Genomic DNA, 16,650 nt, shown 5'->3' with positions numbered 1-16,650 from the left:
GGTGATGTCACACCTCCTCGGGCTCGGGCTCGGTGAGCAGCGGGTAGACGCCGTTCTCGTCGTGGTCCTCCCGACCGGTCACGGGCGGGTTGAAGACACAGATGCATCGGAAGTCCTCCTTGATCCGCATCGTGTGCCGCTCGTGGCCGTCGAGGAGGTACATGGTGCCGGGCGTGATCGTGTACTTCTGCCCGGTCTCGTCGTCGGTGAGCTCGGCCTCGCCCTCGACGCACACGACGGCCTCGATGTGGTTCGCGTACCACATCGACGTCTCCGTACCCGCGTACAGAATCGTCTCGTGCAGGGAGAAGCCGACCCTCTCCTTGGCGAGGACGATGCGTTTGCTCTCCCACGTGCCGGACGCGGCCTTCACATGCCGGTCGGTGCCTTCGATGTCCTTGAACGAACGGACGATCACGGTGCTTGCACTACTCCTTGCTGGTCGTGGCTAGATGGTTTCGCGTACGGCGCGGGCGAGGATGCTGAGCCCCTCGTCCATCTCGTCGGCCGTGACGGTGAGCGCCGGGAGGAGCTTGACGACCTCGCTCTCGGGGCCCGACGTCTCGATGAGCAGCCCGAGTTCGAAGGCGCGCTTGGCGACCCGCCCCGCGCGCTCCTTGTCGTGGAACTCCAGGCCCCACACGAGGCCGCGGCCGCGGTACTCCTTGACGTCGGCGCGGTTCTCCTCGGTGATGGCGGCGAAGGCCTGCTCGACCTGTTCGCCGCGCGCCCGGGTCTGCTTCTCCATCGCGGACCCGTCCGCCCAGTACGCCTCCAGGGCGGCGGTGGCCGTGACGAAGGCGGGGTTGTTGCCGCGGAAGGTGCCGTTGTGCTCGCCCGGCTCCCAGATGTCCAGCTCGGGCTTGAACAGGCACAGCGACATGGGCAGTCCGTAGCCGCTGATCGACTTGGACACGGTGACGATGTCGGGCGTGATGCCGGCCTCCTCGAAGGAGAAGAAGGCACCCGTACGACCGCAGCCCATCTGGATGTCGTCGACGATGAGCAGCATGTCCTGGCGCTCGCACAGCTCGGCCAGCGCCCGCAGCCACTCGGGCCGCGCGACGTTGATGCCGCCCTCGCCCTGCACGGTCTCGACGATCACGGCGGCGGGCTTGTTGAGCCCGGACCCCTGGTCCTCCAGGAGCCGCTCGAACCACAGGAAGTCCGGCACCTTGCCGTCGAAGTAGTTGTCGAACGGCATGGGCGTGCCGTGGACGAGCGGGATGCCGGCCCCGGCCCGCTTGAAGGCGTTCCCGGTGACGGCCAGCGACCCCAGGGACATCCCGTGGAAGGCATTGGTGAACGACACGATGGCCTCGCGCCCCTTCACCTTCCGCGCGAGCTTGAGCGCGGACTCCACGGCGTTGGTGCCGGTCGGGCCCGGGAACATGACCTTGTACGGCAGGTCACGGGGCCGCAGCACCAGATCCTGGAAGGTCTGCAGGAAGGAACGCTTGGCGGTGGTCGACATGTCGAGCCCGTGCGTGACGCCGTCCCGCTCCAGGTAGTCGATCAACGCCCGTTTCAGGACGGGGTTGTTGTGGCCGTAGTTCAGCGAGCCCGCTCCGGCGAAGAAGTCCAGGTACTCATGGCCGTCCTCGTCGTACATGCGGCTGCCCTGCGCACGGTCGAAGACGGTGGGCCAGCCGCGGCAGTAGCTGCGCACCTCGGACTCGAGTGTCTCGAAGACGCTGAGGTCGGGCTGGGTGATGGTCACGACGAATCGCTCCTCGTTGCGTGGGGGGAGTGCGTGTGGGTCGTCAGTGGGGTGGGTCATGGGTGCCGTCATCGGTGTCGGTCAGAGGGAGAGGGGACCGATCCGGTACAGGACTTCGGGGTCGTGCGGCCCGTCGGGGAACAGGCCCTCGTCGAACAGCACCTCGCGCTCCACGAGGGCGCCGTGCCGCTCGGCGAACGAGGTGAACAGGCGCTCGGAGCCGGTGTTGCCGGGTGTGATGGTCGTCTCGACGGCGGTGATCCGGTGCGCGGCACCGGCCCGCGCGACGAGCCCGTCGAGCAGTGCGGCGGCGAGCCCGCGCCCGCGGTACGCCTCGTCCACGGCCACCTGCCACACCAGCAGGGTGCGCGGGCGGTCCGGCCGTACGTAGGCGGTGACGAAGCCGACCGGCTCCCCGCGCCCGTCGCGCGCCACGGCCGAGGTGGCCGCGAAGTCGCGACACCACAGCAGATAGCTGTACGACGAGTTCAGGTCGAGGGCCTTCGAGTCCTTGGCAATCCGCCACAACGCGGCTCCGTCCGCGACCTGCGGACGGTCGATGTGCAGATCTGCTTGAGCGGCAGTCATGCGGATTGAATTTACCGAGGGAAATTCGAAATTGCATCGCCGGTGAGGGTTACGCACCGCGGGCTTGTGTGTTATCGCGCGGGCGCGGACGGTCGCACGGGGTGGGGATGTTATCGGCGGTATTGTCCGGAAAATACGGGGCAAATCGACCGCGATGTGTAACGCGTCACAAGCATGTAACCCCCACGAGATCTGCCCGAATTCCCCCGGTTGGTGTTCGCGAAATCTTTGCGTTTAGGTCGGGGAAAAGCGGGCAGAAGAATACGGGAAGCTGTGCAGAAGTGAATTCCTGAATTACACCCGGAGTTTGGCCTGGAATTAGTAGCCGGTTACTCCGTCGATCCGTTCCCGCAAGATATCCGCGTGCCCGTTGTGCCGGGCGTACTCCTCGATCATATGAATGAGCACCCACCGCAGGCTGACCTGCAGCCCCGTCATGGGGCCGTCGACGATCCGCCCGGTGTAGTCCAGCGACCGCCCGGCACACAGCTCCCGCCCACGCGCGATCTCCCGCCGCCACACGTCCAGAGCCTCGTCGAGCCCGCGCGCCGGGTCGAGCACGTACCCGGTCTCCTCGCCGTACACCGGCGGCACGTCGAGCCCGCCGATCACCCGCTGGAACCAGTTCCGCTCGACCTCGGCGAGGTGCTGCACCAGCCCGAGCAGCGTGAGCGCCGACGGCTCGGCGGACGGCCGCCGCACCTGCGCATCGTCCAACTCCGCACACTTCAGGGCCAAGGTGCCCCGATGGAAGTCGAGCCAACTGTCGAGCATGGGCCGCTCGTCGCCGGTGAGGTGGGGGACGGGACGGCCGTCGGGGAGAGTGTCCATGGCCCGAGCATGACACCCGCGGGGCGCGCTTTGGGGCTGCAGCCCCGGACCAAAAACCAGCCCCTTGGGGGTCCCCCCACGCCCTTAAGGCAGTGGGGGAGTTTGAGGAGCGGGGGTCCGGGGGCCGGCCCCCGGGTCGGGACGGGTAGGGGCGGCGGGGGCGAGGCCGCATCCATCAGCGGCTCCGCCGCGGGCCGGCGGTCACCCCCAGCTGTGCTCCACAGCCCGCCGAGCCCCCGCAAGGTCAACCGTCACCCCCCGCTCCGCCAGCGCAGCGCCGAGCGCCGCAAGGCACCCCTGCACCACCCCCACCGAAGCATCCACCCCATAGTGATTGACCCGAACCATCTCCTTGGCCAACGCACCCCCACCCGCCGCCAACGGCAGCGAAGGATCACCCTCCAGCGCCCGAGCCACCAGCTCCGATGCCACAACCCCGGCAGGAACCCTCAGCGTCGTCGCAACCGGCGCAGCCTCCCGCGCCTCGTACACATACGGCGCCAGCTCCCCGCCCAGAGCCACCGCCCCCGCCCGGGTCGCCGCCGCGGCCGCCGCATGCCGGGCCATGACGGCATCCAGCCCCGCCCCTTCGATCCGGTCGAGGCACGCCTCAAGCGCCAGCATCTCCAGCTGCGCCGGCGCATGCAGCAGCGCCTTGCGCCCGCCGTCGACCCATCGCTCCTTCCAGTCCAGCAGCGACAGATACGACCACCGCGGGGCCCTCGGATTGGCGGCCATCCGCGCCCACGCCCGCTCGCTCACCGACACGGCCGACACCCCGGCCGGCCCGCCCATCGCCTTCTGCGCCCCGATGACGCACAGATCCACACCCCACGCGTCCGGCAGCACCGGCTCGGCCCCGATGGAGGCGACGGCGTCCAGGTAGAACAGTGCCCCCTGCTCCCGTACGACCTCCCCGATCTCCGCGACGGGGTTGGTGTTTCCGGTCGCCGCCTCCGCATGCACCAGCGACACGAAGTCGATCTCAGGGCGCTCGGCGAACGCGGCCCGGATCTGCTCGGCGGTGACAGCCGTGTGGAAGGGCACGGCCAGGTCGACGACCGTCGCCCCGCAGTCCCGCAGCCAGTTCCCGAAGGTCTGCCCGTACGGACCCGTGACGACGTTCAGCGCGACGGTCCCCGGCCCGGCGGCGGCGCGAATCGCCCCCTCCAGCGGCAGCAGCGCCTCGCCCTGCATGATCACGACGTCCTGCTCGGTGCCGAGCAACCGCGCCACCCGGTCCTCGATCGACGCGAAGTGCGCGGCGCTCATCGGGGGCAGATCGAGGAAAGGGTGGGTCACGACGGTGCTCTCTTCGCTCACGAGTGGTCGGCTCGGTCGAGGGTATCCACCACCCGTGACCCCACTCGTGCCCCTCCCGCCACTTGCGACTTCTTAGGCCGGACAGCCCCGCAACCATCGGTTTGATTTGAGAGACCCAAACATCTCCTTATAATCGGAACCCACAGTTCCCACACAGGAGGCCACCCGTGAAGACGTTCTCCGGGCGCCGGACCCGCATTCTGGCCGCCACCACCGCGACGGCCGGGCTGGTGCTCGTGGCTGCCTGCACGTCCACCGACAACGGTGGCAGCGGGAGCAAGACCGCCGCCGGCGGCGTCGAGCTCGTCAAGGCCGGACAGCTCACCACCTGCACCCACCTGCCGTACCCGCCCTTCCAGTCGGAGATCAACGGCAAGGTGCAGGGCTTCGACGTGTCCTTGATCGACCTCGTCGCCAAGGACCTGGGCGTGAAGCAGCAGATCCTCGACACGCCCTTCGAGAACTTCAAGACCGGCGCGTTCCTCAACTCCGGCGAGTGCGACGTGGCCGCGGCCGGCATGACGATCACCGCCGAGCGCAAGAAGAACGTCGACTTCTCGGACCCCTACTTCGACGCCACCCAGGCCCTCCTGGTCGACAAGAACAGCGGCATCACCTCGCTCGCCGACGCGAAGGCCAAGAAGGTCAAGCTCGGCGCCCAGGCACAGACCACCGGCGAGGACTACGCGAAGAAGCAGGGCTTCGACCCGGTCTCCTTCGAGTCCTCCGACGCCGTCCTCAACGGCCTGCGCACCGGCCAGGTCAAGGCCGTCATCATCGACTACCCGGTGGTCCAGGGCTGGCTCAAGGACAAGGCCAACGCGGACAAGTTCAAGGTCGCCGACAACCTCAACACCGGTGAGCAGTACGGCTTCACGGTGAAGAAGGGCAACACCAAGCTCCTCGCCGCCGTCAACAAGGCGATCAAGGACGCCAGGGCCGACGGCACGTACAAGAAGCTGTACGAGAAGTGGATCGGCCCGTACAACCCCTCCGCAGCCTCCCCGTCCCCCTCTGCGTCCTGACCCATGACCACCGACACGGACGTACAACTCCAGCCCAGGAAAAAGGGACTGACGCGTAGTCAGAAGCGGCGCCTGTCGCGCGGGGCCCAGTACGTCGTCTTCGTCGCCGCCGTGATCGCCTTCGCGGTCTCGGCGGACTGGGGGCGGCTGAAGAACCAGTTCGCGCAGGGCAGCATCGCCCGGCAGATGTTCCCGGACATCATCACGATGGCGCTGAAGAACACCGTGCTGTACACGGTGTCCGGGTTCGTCGTCGGACTGGCGCTCGGCATGGTGATCGCTCTGATGCGGCTGTCGTCCGTGGGCCCGTACCGCTGGCTGGCCGGCATCTACATCGAGATCTTCCGCGGTCTGCCCGCCCTGCTGATCTTCATCTTCATCGGGGTCGCCGTCCCGTTGGCCTTCCCCGGCACGGAGATCGTCGGCGGCACCTACGGCAAGGTGGCCCTGGCGCTCGGTCTGGTCGCCGCCGCCTACATGGCCGAGACGATCCGCGCGGGCATCCAGGCGGTGCCCAAGGGGCAGATGGAGGCGGCCCGTTCGCTGGGCTTCTCACCGGGCCGTGCCATGGTCTCGATCATCATCCCGCAGGCGTTCCGCATCATCCTCCCGCCGCTGACCAACGAGCTCGTCCTGCTCTTCAAGGACTCCTCGCTCGTCCTGTTCCTCGGCGTCACGCTGGAGGAGCGCGAACTGTCCAAGTACGGCCGTGACCTGGCCAGTACGACCGCCAACTCCACGCCGATCCTCGTCGCCGGCCTGTGCTACCTGCTGATCACGATCCCCCTCGGCTTCGTCGTACGCCGTATGGAGGCGAAGGCCCAGGAGGCCGTCAAATGAGCCGTCCGGAAATCGAAGTACGCGGCCTGCACAAGTCCTTCGGCGACAACGAGGTGCTGCGCGGCATCGACCTGGAGATCGGTCAGGGCGAGGTCGTCTGCGTCATCGGTCCGTCGGGCTCCGGCAAGTCCACCCTCCTCCGCTGCGTGAACCTGCTGGAGGAGCCCACCAAGGGCCAGGTGTTCGTAGGCGGCACCGAACTCACCGACCCCGATGTCGACATCGACGCCGTACGCCGCCGTATCGGCATGGTCTTCCAGCAGTTCAACCTCTTCCCGCACCTCACGGTGACCGAGAACCTCACGCTGCCGCAGCGCCGGGTGCTCAGGCGGGACAAGGCGAAGGCCGCGCAGGTCGCCGCCGAGAACCTGGAGCGCGTGGGCCTGTCGGAGAAGGCGGACGCCTACCCCGCCTCCCTCTCCGGCGGCCAGCAGCAGCGGGTCGCGATCGCGCGCTCGCTGTCCATGGGCCCCGAGGTGATGCTGTTCGACGAGCCGACCTCGGCGCTCGACCCCGAGCTGGTGGGGGACGTACTGGCCGTGATGCGCATGCTCGCCGACGAGGGCATGACGATGATGGTCGTCACCCACGAGATGACCTTCGCCCGCGAGGTCGCCGACCGGGTCGTCTTCATGGACGGCGGCACGATCGTCGAGGACGGCACCCCCGGCCAGGTCATCGGCGCCCCCACCCACGAACGCACCCGCCACTTCCTGTCCCGGCTCCTCGACCCGGCCATGGCCCAGGTGGAGGAGGAGACCTCGGACCAGGTGGGCAAGGCCGACTAGGCGGTCATTAGGGTGCGGTACATGAGCGATCGCGCGGTGCTGCATGTGAAGGGCCGGGTCCTGGCCGGACCCGAAGACGTCCGGGACGAGCTGTGGGTCGTCGGCGGCCGGGTCTCGTACGACCGTCCCGCCGGCGCCCGCGACATCCGTACCGTCGAGGGCTGGACCCTCCCCGGGCTCGTCGACGCCCACTGCCATGTCGGCCTCGGCCCGCACGGCCCGGTCGAGCAGGACGTCGCCGAGAAGCAGGCGCTCACCGACCGCGACGCCGGCACCCTCCTCATCCGCGACGCCGGCTCGCCCTCGGACACCCGCTGGATCGACGACCGCGAAGACCTCCCGAAGATCATCAGGGCGGGACGCCACATCGCCCGCACCCGCCGCTACATGCGCGGCTACGCGCACGAGATCGAACCGGAGGATCTCGTCGCCTACGTCGCCCGGGAGGCGACCCGCGGCGACGGCTGGGTGAAGCTGGTCGGCGACTGGATCGACCGCGACCTCGGCGACCTGGCCCCCAGCTGGCCCCGAAAGGCCGTGGAGGCGGCCATCGCCGAGGCCCACCGCCTGGGCGCCCGTGTCACCGCGCACTGCTTCGCGGAGAACTCCCTGCAGGACCTGGTCGAGGCCGGCATCGACTGCATCGAGCATGCGACGGGCCTGACCGACGACCTCATCCCCCTCTTCGCCTCACGCGGCGTCGCGATCGTCCCGACCCTCGTCAACATCGCGACCTTCCCACAGCTCGCCGACGGCGGCGAGACCAGGTTCCCGCGGTGGTCGGCCCATATGCGCCGGCTCCACGAACGCCGCTACGACACCGTGCGCAACGCCTACGACGCCGGCATCCCGGTCTACGTCGGCACCGACGCCGGCGGCCACCTCGCGCACGGCCTGGTGGCGGGCGAGGTGGCGGAGCTGGTCACCGCCGGCATCCCGCCCGTCGAGGCGCTGTCGGCGACCACCTGGGGCGCGCGGAAGTGGCTCGGCCGCCCCGGCCTGGAGGAGGGGGCCCCGGCCGACCTCGTGGTGTACGAAAGCGATCCACGGGCCGACGTACGTGTACTTGAGACCCCCCGGCGGGTAGTGGTGAACGGATACGTCGTCGGCTAGCCGACGCGGGCACGAGGCGATACGGCGGTGAAAGAGTGGAACGCCTGTGCCTGGCGATTCGAAAACGTTCACGGCGAACGCACGATGGGGTGAAGTGGCGCCGGAATGCTGTCAGGGCACCCCTCGTGCGCAATTCTTGACGGGTCCCGAGCAAGAATCCTCTGAGGGGTCCCCACCTTGAACGGCAAGAACTTCCGCATGCCCGCACGCCGTCTCGCCACCGTCGCGACGGCCACGGCCCTCGCCGCCGGTCCCGCGGTGCTGGCCGGCGCGGGCGCCGCGCACGCGAGCGGCGACCAGGGCCGGGCGAGCGCCGTCGTCCTGCGCACCGGGCTCGACGTGTCCCTGCTCAACAAGACCGTGAACGTCCCCCTCGCGGTCTCGCTCAACCAGGTGGACGCGCCCCAGAGCGCCGAAAAGACGGCGCTGACCGCCAAGCTGGACGGCGTGAACGGCGGCCGGGCCTTCAGCGTGCTGGACGCGAAGACGGCGAAGTCCGCGGCGAGCGTCACCTCCGCCGGGGCCGAGGGCTACACCAACCTCGCCGACGCCAGCGTCCATGTCCCGGGCCTGCCGCTGCTGTCGCTCATCGAGCTGGAGCAGGTCACCTCGAAGGCGGTCTGCGAGGCCGGCAAGAAGCCCGTCGCCTCCTCGAACCTGGGCGGCTCGGTGACCGTCCTGGGCAAGAAGGTCACCCTGACGACCGGCGGCACCACGGAGGTCAAGGCGGCCGGCATCGGTGAGGTGCACCTCGCCCTGTCGAAGACGGAGACGACGTCGCGTACGGCGGCCGCCACCGCCCTCGAACTCAAGGTCTCCGTCAACCCGTTGAAGCTCAACGTGGCCGAGGTCGAGGGCACCCTCACCCTGGCGAAGGCGACCTGCGAGGCCCCGGCAGCGGCGGCGCAGTCGGCGACGCCGAGCACGGACCCGGCGGGCGGCTCCGGCGGCACCAAGGCGCAGGGCGGGGAGAGTGGTCTCGCCGAGACCGGTGGCAGCTCCATGACGCCGTACATCGCGGGTGGGGCGATCGCCCTGCTGGTGGCGGGCGGCGGGGCGGTGGCGCTGGCGCGGCGCGCGCGGAGCTGAGCGCTCCGCGGGTTGTGCCGAATTGCGGCTCCGCCGCGGGGGCGCGATTGGCCGTCGATCGTCTGCGGCGCCGTCGTGGCTGGTCGCGCAGTTCCCCGCGCCCCTTTGGGGCGCGGCCGAACCGCTGCGGATTACGCCCGACGGCGTTCGCAGGCTCTCAGCGACCCGCCGACGCCAGTGTCAGCGCACGGTCCAGTGCCTGGAGGAAGGTGTTGACCGTCGTGCGGTCCCGTACCGCCAGGCGCAGCCACTCCTCGCTCAGCCCCGGGAACGTGTCCCCGCGCCGCACCGCGAATCCCAGGTCCCGCAGATGGCCGCGCACCGCGGCCGCCCGGGGCAGGCGTACGAGGACGAAGGGGCCCTCGGCGGGTTGTGCCACCCGCAGCCCGTCCGAGGCGAACTCGCTCAGTCCGGCGACGAGATGGGCCCGGTCGGCGGCGATGCGGTGCGCCGCGTGTGCCGCCTCCGCCAGGGCCTGCGGTCCCATGCAGGCCTCGGCGGCGGCCAGCGCCGGCGTGGACACCGGCCACAGGGGCTGGGCGCGCTCCAGTTCGGCGATCGTCTCGGGGGCGGCGAGGACGTAGCCGATCCGCAGTCCGGCCAGCCCCCAGGTCTTGGTCAGGCTGCGCAGGACGACGAGACCGGGCACGTCCGTCCGGCAGGCCAGCGCCTCCCGCTCACCCGGCACCGCGTCCATGAAGGCCTCGTCCACGACCAACGTCCGCCCGGGGCGGGCGAGTTGGGCAACGGCCGCGGCGGGGTGCAGGACGGACGTCGGGTTCGTCGGGTTGCCGATCACCACCAGGTCCGCGTCCTCGGGGACCGCCGCCGGGTCCAGCCGGAACCCGTCCTCCTCGCGCAGCAGCACCCGGTCCACGGTGTGGCCGGCGTCCCGCAGCGCCGCCTCCGGCTCCGTGAACTGCGGGTGCACGACGACAGGCCGGCGCACCTTCAGGGCGCGGGCGAGCAGCACGAAGGCCTCGGCGGCACCCGCCGTCAGCAGCACCCGCTCCACCGGGAGGCCGTGCCGCGCCGCCACCGCCGCCCGCGCGGCCCGTCCGTCCGGATAGGCCGCGAGGGAGCCGAGCGAGCCCGCGATGCGCTCGCGCAGCCAGGCGGGGGGTGTGTCCGCGCGGACGTTCACCGCCAGGTCGACGAGGGCGGAGCCGTCGTCGCGCACCTCGGCGTCACCGTGGTGACGGAGATCGTGCTCAGTGCGCATGGGCGTGCCCGCCGTGGTGGTGACCGTGGTGGTGATGGTGACCGTCGTCGTCCGGGTGGAAGTGCGGCTGCTGCGGCAGCCCCACCTTGTCCTCGAAGCCCGGCAGCGCGATCCGGTACACGCACGAGTCGCAGTTCATGCGCAGATCGCCCTTGACGGCCTCCTCGTAGCGCTCCATCACCAGGTCCAGCAGCTCGGGCTCGGGCCCGATGACATCGGCCGACCGCACCTCGACCTCCGGGTGCGCGGCCGCCCAGCCCTCGGTCTGCTGCCGCACCCGGTCCGGCAGGATGCCGGTGAACAGGAAGTAGGGGAGGACCACGATCCGCTTGGCGCCCAGCCTCGCGCACCGGTCCAGGCCGCTCGGCACGTCCGGCGCCGCCAGCGACACGAACGCCGTCTCGACGCCCGCGTACCCGCGCCCCTCCCACAGCAGCCGTGCCGCCTTGTACACCTCGGCGTTGGCGTCCGGGTCCGTCGACCCGCGCCCCACCAGCAGCACGGTCACGTCGGCCCGGTCCTGAGGCGTCCGCGCGGCCTGGCCGAGCGCCTCGTCCAGCCGTCGCTCCAGGACCGACAGCAGCGAGGGGTGCGGGCCCAGCGGACGCCCGTACGTGTACGAGATCCCCGGGTGGCGCTCCTTCTCGCGGGACAGGGCCGCCGGGATGTCGCCCTTGGCGTGCCCGGCGGACACCAGCATCAGCGGCACGGCGGCGAAACGCCGTACCCCCCGCTCCACCAGTTCGGCGACCGCCTCGCCGAGCGGCGGCGGCGACAGCTCGATGAAGCCGCCCGCGACGGGCAGGTCGGGGTGGCGGTCCCCCAGCTGCCGTACGAAGTCGCGGAACGCCTCGGCTCCGGCCTCGTCCCGGGTGCCATGACCGGCGATGAGCAGGGCGGGCGGCGGGGTGGTCACGATTTCTCCTCGGAGTACGAAGTGGGGTGGTACAGCAGGGCGTTCAGTGCGGCCGACGCGACCGCCGAGCCGCCCTTCTCGGACACGTTGCTCACGGCGGGCAGCCCGCTCTCGCGCAACGCGGCCTTGGACTCGACCGCGCCGACGAAGCCGACGGGCAGGCCGATGACGAGTGCGGGGGAGACGTCCAGGGTCAGCAGCTCCTCCAGGGCGGTCGGCGCGTTGCCGATCACCCAGAGGGCACCCGGGCCGACCTGCTCGTAGGCGAGCCGTATCGCGTGCGCCGAACGGGTCAGTCCGGGACCGGCCACGGCGTCCCTGAGCCGGCACACCGTCTCGCGCCGGGTGATCCCGGCCGCGACCATCTCCACGTCCACGACGACGGGCGCCCCGCCGTGCAGGGCGGCATACGCCTTTTCCAAGGCGCCCTCGTCCATGACGAGATCGGTCGCGTAGTCGAGGTCGGCGGCGGAGTGGACGACCCGCTCCACCACCGCCCGCGTCAGCGGCGGGAAGTGCGAGGTGTCCAGACGGGCACGCAGCCGCCGGTAGGACTCCTCCTCGATCGGGTGAACGACACGGGCCACACCGGTCACTTGGCACCCTCCTGCCAGCGGTAGCCGCGCGGCGTCACCATGCGCCCCGCGATCTCACGGGTCGCCGTGTTGCCCACGGTCACGACCGTCATCATGTCGACCGTCGCCGGGTCCAGGGAGCCCAGATCGGTCACCCGGCTGGATTCGTCCGGCCGCGACGCGTTCCGTACGACACCGACCGGCGTCGTCGGCTCCCGGTGTTCCGCGAGGATCGCGAGCGCCTTCGGCAGCTGCCAGTCCCGGCCCCGGGAACGCGGGTTGTAGAAGGTCACCACGATGTCCGCCTCGGCCGCCGCGCGCACCCGCCGCTCGATGACCTCCCAGGGCGTGTGCAGGTCGGAGAGGCTGATGGACACGTGGTCGTGCCCGAGCGGCGCGCCCAGGATCGCCCCGGCCGCGAGTGCGGCGGTGACGCCCGGTACCCCGATCACGTCGATGTCGTCGGAGGCCTCGGCGAGCGCGGGGGAAGCCATGGCGTACACACCGGCGTCCCCGCTGCCGATCAGCGCGACGGCCTGCCCCTTCCGGGCCTCGGCCACCGCGGTCCGCGCCCGCTCCTCCTCGGCGCCGAGCCCGGACTCCAGGATCCGGGTGCCGGGCCGCAGCAGGTCGCGGATCTGGTCGACGTACTGGTCGAGGCCGACGAGTACGGAGGCGCGCCGCAGTTCGGCCGTGGCGCGCGGGGTGAGCAGGTCGCGGGCGCCGGGGCCGAGCCCGACCACCGCGAGCCGCCCGCGCCCCGCACGCCGTACGACGGCGCAGGTCGCCATTGAGGCGTGCCCGTCCGCACGTGCCGACTTCCGCTTGGGGACGAGGAGTTCACCGCCCCGGACGAGCGCGGAGGCCTCGGCGACGGAGGGAGTACCCACGGCGGTGAGCGGGGCGTCGGAGGGGTTGGGGACCTCGACCTTCGCCAACTCCTCGGCGGAGTACGTCACCAGGGGCACCCCGAGCCGCGCGGCCGCCTCGACGATGCCGGGCTCCTCCCGCTTGGCGTCCACGGTGACGAGCTCGGCGAGGCTACGAGGAGACAGTCCCGCGTCCCGCAACGCGCCCTCGACCAGCCCGAGGACCTCCTCGACGGGGGCACCCTTGGACGCGCCGACGCCGACGACGAGGGACGGCGGACGGAGCAGCACCTCCCCTTCGGCGGGCTCGGCCGCACGGTCCGTCAGCCGGACGGTGTACGAGCCCTGCGTGCTGCCCTCCTCGGCGAACGGCACGGGCGGCAGCGGCCACGCCACCTCCGCGTCCAGTGCGACCGGCTCACCGTCCAGCAGAGCCCGCGTGACACCCGCGACGTCGCCCTCGACGGGGAGGCCAAGCGTGTCCAGGCCGGGAATGCCGACCGCGTCCGTCGCCGTGGTCACCACGGGCTCGGCACGCAGCAACTCGCCCACCCGCTCCGCGAGTTCATTGGCGCCGCCCCCGTGCCCGCCCACCAGCGACACGGCGAACCGCCCGCCCTCGTCGACGCACACCACCCCGGGGTCGCTCTTCTTGTCCCCCAGCAGGGGCGCCACGAGCCGAACCACCGCCCCCGTGGCCAGGAAACACACGAGCTGCTCGCACTCCGCGAACGCGGCCCGTACGGCGTCCCCGACGGGACCCTCGTACACCCGCGTGCGGTCCGGCCACGCCGCGGCCAGCCGGTCGCGCGCCGCCGCCCCCGCCGCGGTGGCGGAAATGAGGCCGATCACAGGGCAACTCCTTCACGAGAAACGGGGGTTCTGGCCCCCCACAGCAGGAAAACCGGATTGGTCGCCGCCAGCCGGGTCACGTCCCCCGGCAGCGGCGCCAGCCGCGAGGACTGCAACAGCACCCCGTCGCAGCCGAACCCGGCACCGTTGAGCGCGGAACGCACCGCGGGCACCCGGTCCAGTGCGGCCATGGCGACCACGACCGTCCGCCGGGCCCGCCGCGCGCACGCACGCACGATGTCGGGCAGCTCGCGCCCCCCGCCGCCGACGAACACGGCGTCGGGATCGTCGAGTTGATCCAGCGCTTCCGGCGCCGTCCCGTGCACCACGTGCACGTCGACGCCGTGCGCGCCCGCGTTGGCGTGGATCCGCTCCACCCCGTCCGGCGCCTTCTCGACGGCGCTGACGGCGGCGCCCAGCCGCGCGCACTCCACAGCGACGGAACCCGAGCCGGAGCCGACGTCCCACACCAGCTCGCCGGGCCGCGGCCCGAGCCGGGCCAGGGCCAGCGCCCGTACCTCGAACTTGGTGATCATCGAGTCGCGGTGCGCGAACTCGCCCTCGTCCAGCGCCCATCCGGAGGGGCGTACGGCCGCTCCCGCCAGCGTCCGTACGCGACCGAGCGCCCGCGTCTCGTCCAGGCACAGGACGACACTCACCGCCGTACCCCAGTCGCGGCCCGCGGCCTCGGCGGGGGAAACCCGCTGCAGGCCCTCCTCGTCGGAGCCGAGCGCGGAGGCGACGACGAGGACCCGGCCGGGCGCGGTGCGGGCGAGCGCGGCACCCAACTCGGCCGGACCGGCGCCGGGCCCGGTCAGCACGGCCACCTTCGGGTGCGCCCGGCACACGTTGACCGCAGTCCGCGGATCCCGCCCGTGCGCACTGACGACGACCGCGTCGTCCCAGGTCAGCCCCAGCCGGGCGAAGGCGGTGGCGACCGACGAGACACCCGGCCGTACGTCCAGACGCTCCGCACCGAACCGCTCGGACAGGGCCCGCACGATCCCGAAGAACCCGGGGTCGCCGGAGGCGAGCACGACCACGCGCCGGTCCTTGCCGACGTACTCCTCCATGGCGTCCAGGGCAGGTGCCAGCGGCCCGAGCACGATCCGCTCGGCGGTCTCGGGCAGCCGCACGGCGTCCAGGTGCCGTCGCCCGCCCACGACGAGCTCGACCCCCGCCACCGCTTCGAGGGGAACGGGTGCGCCCGTCCCCGTACCGACGACCGTGATCACGTACTGGCACCCCGCGTGCGCAGGGCCCTGCGGGCCTCCGGGTCGGCCTTGCGGTAGCCGTGGAAGTGGCCCGGGTGGTACAGGTGCGAGCGCGTGCCCTCGGCGTCCAGCGCCGGGCCGACCAGGAAGAGGGTGTGCTTCCAGAGCTTGTGCTCCTTGACCGTCTCCTCCAGCGTCCCGATCGTGCACCGCACGACCAGCTCCTCCGGCCAGGTCGCCTGGTAGGCGACGACGACCGGGGTGGACGTCGGATAGCCGCCCTCCAGCAGCTCCCGCACCAGCTGACCGCTGCGGGCGGCGGACAGGAAGATCGCCATGGTGGTGCCGTGCTTGGCGAACTCCCGCACCTCCTCGCCGGGCGGCATCGGCGTCTTGCCGCCGCCGAGCCGGGTCAGCACGACGGACTGCGCGACCTCCGGGATGGTCAACTCGCGCTGCGCGAGCGCGGCGACGGCCGAGAACGCGGACACACCGGGCACGATCTCCGTCTCGATGCCGATCCGCGCACACCGGTCGAGCTGCTCCTGCGTACCGCCCCACAGAGCGGGGTCCCCGGAGTGGATGCGGGCCACCTTCAGGCCGGTGTGATGTGCGCGCTCGTAGACGTCGACGACGTCCTCGAGGGACATCGTCGCCGAGTCGAGGATCTCCGCGTCCTCGCGCGCGTGCCCGAGGACCTCCGCCTGCACCAGGCTCGCGGCCCAGATCACGACGTCGGCCTCGGCGATGGCGCGGGCGGCACGGAACGTCAACAGGTCGGCGGCGCCGGGGCCGGCACCGACGAAGGTCACCTTGCCGGTGGGGGCATCGGCCATGGGAACGGTCCTCTCTAGCAAAGCTCTGGTCTGGCTCTCGGTCTTACAAGCAGCGGTGTGGTTATTGCCGTCGGACGTGCGTGAACGGGGGTTGATCGGATAGCAAGGGCGTATGGCGGTCTTCGTCGCGCTCGGCGCGTTCCTGATGACGCTGGCCGGCGGCTGGACGGCACAGCGTGTGACCGACCGCCGCCACCTGGTTCTGGGCCTGGCCGGCGGACTGATGCTCGGTGTCGTCGGTCTGGACCTGCTGCCGGAGGCGCTCAAGGCGGCGGGCGAAGAGGTCTTCGGCGTACCGGCGGCCCTGCTCCTGTTCGTCACCGGATTCCTGCTGGCCCATCTGGTGGAACGCCTGCTGGCGGCCCGCCAGGCCTCCCACGGAGGGGAGGAGAACAACGGCCGCGTGCCCGAGGTGGGTCTGACGGCGGCCGCGGCGATGGTCGGTCACAGCGCCATGGACGGCGTGGCGATAGGCGCGGCCTTCCAGGTCGGCGACGGCATGGGCGCGGCTGTCGCGCTGGCCGTCGTCGCCCACGACTTCGCGGACGGCTTCAACACGTACACGATCACCAGCCTGTACGGGAACGCCCGCCGCAAGGCGCTGACCATGCTGTTCGCGGACGCGGTGGCCCCGGTGGCGGGCGCGGCCTGCACGGCCTTCGTCAGCATTCCGGAGGGCCTGCTCGGCGGCTACCTCGGCCTCTTCGGCGGCGTACTCCTCTACCTCGCCGCCGCCGAGATCCTCCCCGAGGCGCACCACGAACACCCCGCCCGCTCGACCCTGCTGTGCACGGTGGCGGGGGCGGCTTTCATCTGGCTCGTGGTGGGCCTGGCCGGATGAGCCGACGC

The 16,650-nt window shown here is 71.3% G+C and carries 17 protein-coding genes; 6 read left to right on the top strand and 11 right to left on the bottom strand.

What is annotated here, in order from left to right; all coding sequences use genetic code 11:
- Nucleotides 1-7: 7 nt before the first annotated feature.
- The 5 genes from EDD92_RS12165 to EDD92_RS12145 all read right to left on the bottom strand — a co-directional run bounded on the left by EDD92_RS12165 (nucleotide 8) and on the right by EDD92_RS12145 (nucleotide 4,441).
- Nucleotides 8-418, bottom strand: coding sequence for an ectoine synthase (locus EDD92_RS12165; protein WP_030933607.1), 411 nt, complete (start codon nucleotides 416-418; stop codon nucleotides 8-10).
- 30 nt (nucleotides 419-448) lie between these two features.
- Nucleotides 449-1,720, bottom strand: coding sequence for a diaminobutyrate--2-oxoglutarate transaminase (gene ectB, locus EDD92_RS12160; protein ID WP_123964312.1), 1,272 nt, complete (start codon nucleotides 1,718-1,720; stop codon nucleotides 449-451).
- Between the two features lie 81 nt (nucleotides 1,721-1,801).
- Nucleotides 1,802-2,308, bottom strand: a complete 507-nt coding sequence (ectA, locus tag EDD92_RS12155) for a diaminobutyrate acetyltransferase (RefSeq protein WP_123964311.1) — start codon at nucleotides 2,306-2,308, stop codon at nucleotides 1,802-1,804.
- 318 nt (nucleotides 2,309-2,626) lie between these two features.
- Complete coding sequence (locus tag EDD92_RS12150) at nucleotides 2,627-3,139, bottom strand: DinB family protein (RefSeq protein ID WP_123964310.1); 513 nt, start codon at nucleotides 3,137-3,139, stop codon at nucleotides 2,627-2,629.
- A gap of 201 nt (nucleotides 3,140-3,340) precedes the next feature.
- Entirely contained in the window at nucleotides 3,341-4,441 is a 1,101-nt protein-coding gene (locus EDD92_RS12145) for an alanine--glyoxylate aminotransferase family protein (protein WP_123964309.1), read from the bottom strand.
- Between the two features lie 188 nt (nucleotides 4,442-4,629).
- Here EDD92_RS12145 and EDD92_RS12140 point away from each other — a divergent pair, with 188 nt between their 5' ends.
- From EDD92_RS12140 to EDD92_RS12120, 5 genes are all read left to right on the top strand, one after another.
- On the top strand, nucleotides 4,630-5,487 hold the full coding sequence (locus EDD92_RS12140; RefSeq protein WP_123964308.1) for an ABC transporter substrate-binding protein: 858 nt from the start codon (nucleotides 4,630-4,632) through the stop codon (nucleotides 5,485-5,487).
- A 3-nt stretch (nucleotides 5,488-5,490) separates the two neighbouring features.
- Entirely contained in the window at nucleotides 5,491-6,327 is an 837-nt protein-coding gene (locus tag EDD92_RS12135) for an amino acid ABC transporter permease (protein WP_123964307.1), read from the top strand.
- Entirely contained in the window at nucleotides 6,324-7,115 is a 792-nt protein-coding gene (locus tag EDD92_RS12130) for an amino acid ABC transporter ATP-binding protein (protein WP_123964306.1), read from the top strand. Before EDD92_RS12135 ends, EDD92_RS12130 begins: the two co-directional genes overlap by 4 nt.
- A gap of 21 nt (nucleotides 7,116-7,136) precedes the next feature.
- Nucleotides 7,137-8,228, top strand: a complete 1,092-nt coding sequence (locus tag EDD92_RS12125; RefSeq protein ID WP_123964305.1) for an amidohydrolase family protein — start codon at nucleotides 7,137-7,139, stop codon at nucleotides 8,226-8,228.
- Between the two features lie 177 nt (nucleotides 8,229-8,405).
- Nucleotides 8,406-9,317, top strand: coding sequence for an SCO1860 family LAETG-anchored protein (locus tag EDD92_RS12120; RefSeq protein WP_123964304.1), 912 nt, complete (start codon nucleotides 8,406-8,408; stop codon nucleotides 9,315-9,317).
- A gap of 157 nt (nucleotides 9,318-9,474) precedes the next feature.
- Here EDD92_RS12120 and cobC read toward each other — a convergent pair whose 3' ends face one another.
- From cobC to cobM, 6 genes are read right to left on the bottom strand one after another with little or no spacing between them, the layout of a single operon-like run.
- Complete coding sequence (gene cobC, locus EDD92_RS12115) at nucleotides 9,475-10,539, bottom strand: Rv2231c family pyridoxal phosphate-dependent protein CobC (RefSeq protein WP_123964303.1); 1,065 nt, start codon at nucleotides 10,537-10,539, stop codon at nucleotides 9,475-9,477.
- Nucleotides 10,529-11,455: a sirohydrochlorin chelatase gene (locus tag EDD92_RS12110; protein ID WP_030947978.1), complete on the bottom strand. Its 927-nt coding sequence runs from the start codon at nucleotides 11,453-11,455 to the stop codon at nucleotides 10,529-10,531. The genes cobC and EDD92_RS12110 overlap by 11 nt, the downstream gene beginning before the upstream one ends.
- Nucleotides 11,452-12,042, bottom strand: a complete 591-nt coding sequence (locus tag EDD92_RS12105) for a precorrin-8X methylmutase (RefSeq protein ID WP_123970364.1) — start codon at nucleotides 12,040-12,042, stop codon at nucleotides 11,452-11,454. The genes EDD92_RS12110 and EDD92_RS12105 overlap by 4 nt, the downstream gene beginning before the upstream one ends.
- Nucleotides 12,043-12,047: 5 nt before the next feature.
- The gene (gene cobJ / locus EDD92_RS12100) at nucleotides 12,048-13,751 is read right to left on the bottom strand and encodes a precorrin-3B C(17)-methyltransferase (RefSeq protein WP_123964302.1); all 1,704 of its coding nucleotides are present in this window, start codon (nucleotides 13,749-13,751) and stop codon (nucleotides 12,048-12,050) included.
- The gene (cbiE, locus tag EDD92_RS12095) at nucleotides 13,748-14,986 is read right to left on the bottom strand and encodes a precorrin-6y C5,15-methyltransferase (decarboxylating) subunit CbiE (protein WP_123964301.1); all 1,239 of its coding nucleotides are present in this window, start codon (nucleotides 14,984-14,986) and stop codon (nucleotides 13,748-13,750) included. The genes cobJ and cbiE overlap by 4 nt, the downstream gene beginning before the upstream one ends.
- Nucleotides 14,983-15,801: a precorrin-4 C(11)-methyltransferase gene (gene cobM / locus EDD92_RS12090; RefSeq protein ID WP_123964300.1), complete on the bottom strand. Its 819-nt coding sequence runs from the start codon at nucleotides 15,799-15,801 to the stop codon at nucleotides 14,983-14,985. Before cobM ends, cbiE begins: the two co-directional genes overlap by 4 nt.
- A 112-nt stretch (nucleotides 15,802-15,913) precedes the next feature.
- Between cobM and EDD92_RS12085 the strand changes: the two genes are divergently transcribed.
- Nucleotides 15,914-16,642 (top strand): ZIP family metal transporter, encoded by a 729-nt coding sequence (locus EDD92_RS12085; protein ID WP_123964299.1) that lies wholly within the window; start codon nucleotides 15,914-15,916, stop codon nucleotides 16,640-16,642.
- Nucleotides 16,643-16,650 lie beyond the last annotated feature (8 nt).

Source organism: Streptomyces sp. TLI_185 (assembly GCF_003814765.1).
Taxonomy (GTDB): Bacteria; Actinomycetota; Actinomycetes; order Streptomycetales; family Streptomycetaceae; genus Streptomyces.
This window is presented reverse-complemented; position numbering and strand designations above follow the sequence as displayed.

Bases quoted from the DNA above. Each gene is read 5' to 3' on its own strand.
- EDD92_RS12150 (WP_123964310.1), bottom strand. From the start codon at position 3,139: ATGGACACTCTCCCCGACGGCCGTCCCGTCCCCCACCTCACCGGCGAC.
- EDD92_RS12135 (WP_123964307.1), top strand. From the start codon at position 5,491: ATGACCACCGACACGGACGTACAACTCCAGCCCAGGAAAAAGGGACTG.
- EDD92_RS12130 (WP_123964306.1), top strand. From the start codon at position 6,324: ATGAGCCGTCCGGAAATCGAAGTACGCGGCCTGCACAAGTCCTTCGGC.
- EDD92_RS12085 (WP_123964299.1), top strand. From the start codon at position 15,914: ATGGCGGTCTTCGTCGCGCTCGGCGCGTTCCTGATGACGCTGGCCGGC.
- EDD92_RS12125 (WP_123964305.1), top strand. From the start codon at position 7,137: ATGAGCGATCGCGCGGTGCTGCATGTGAAGGGCCGGGTCCTGGCCGGA.
- cobM (WP_123964300.1), bottom strand. From the start codon at position 15,801: ATGGCCGATGCCCCCACCGGCAAGGTGACCTTCGTCGGTGCCGGCCCC.
- ectA (WP_123964311.1), bottom strand. From the start codon at position 2,308: ATGACTGCCGCTCAAGCAGATCTGCACATCGACCGTCCGCAGGTCGCG.
- cobC (WP_123964303.1), bottom strand. From the start codon at position 10,539: ATGCGCACTGAGCACGATCTCCGTCACCACGGTGACGCCGAGGTGCGC.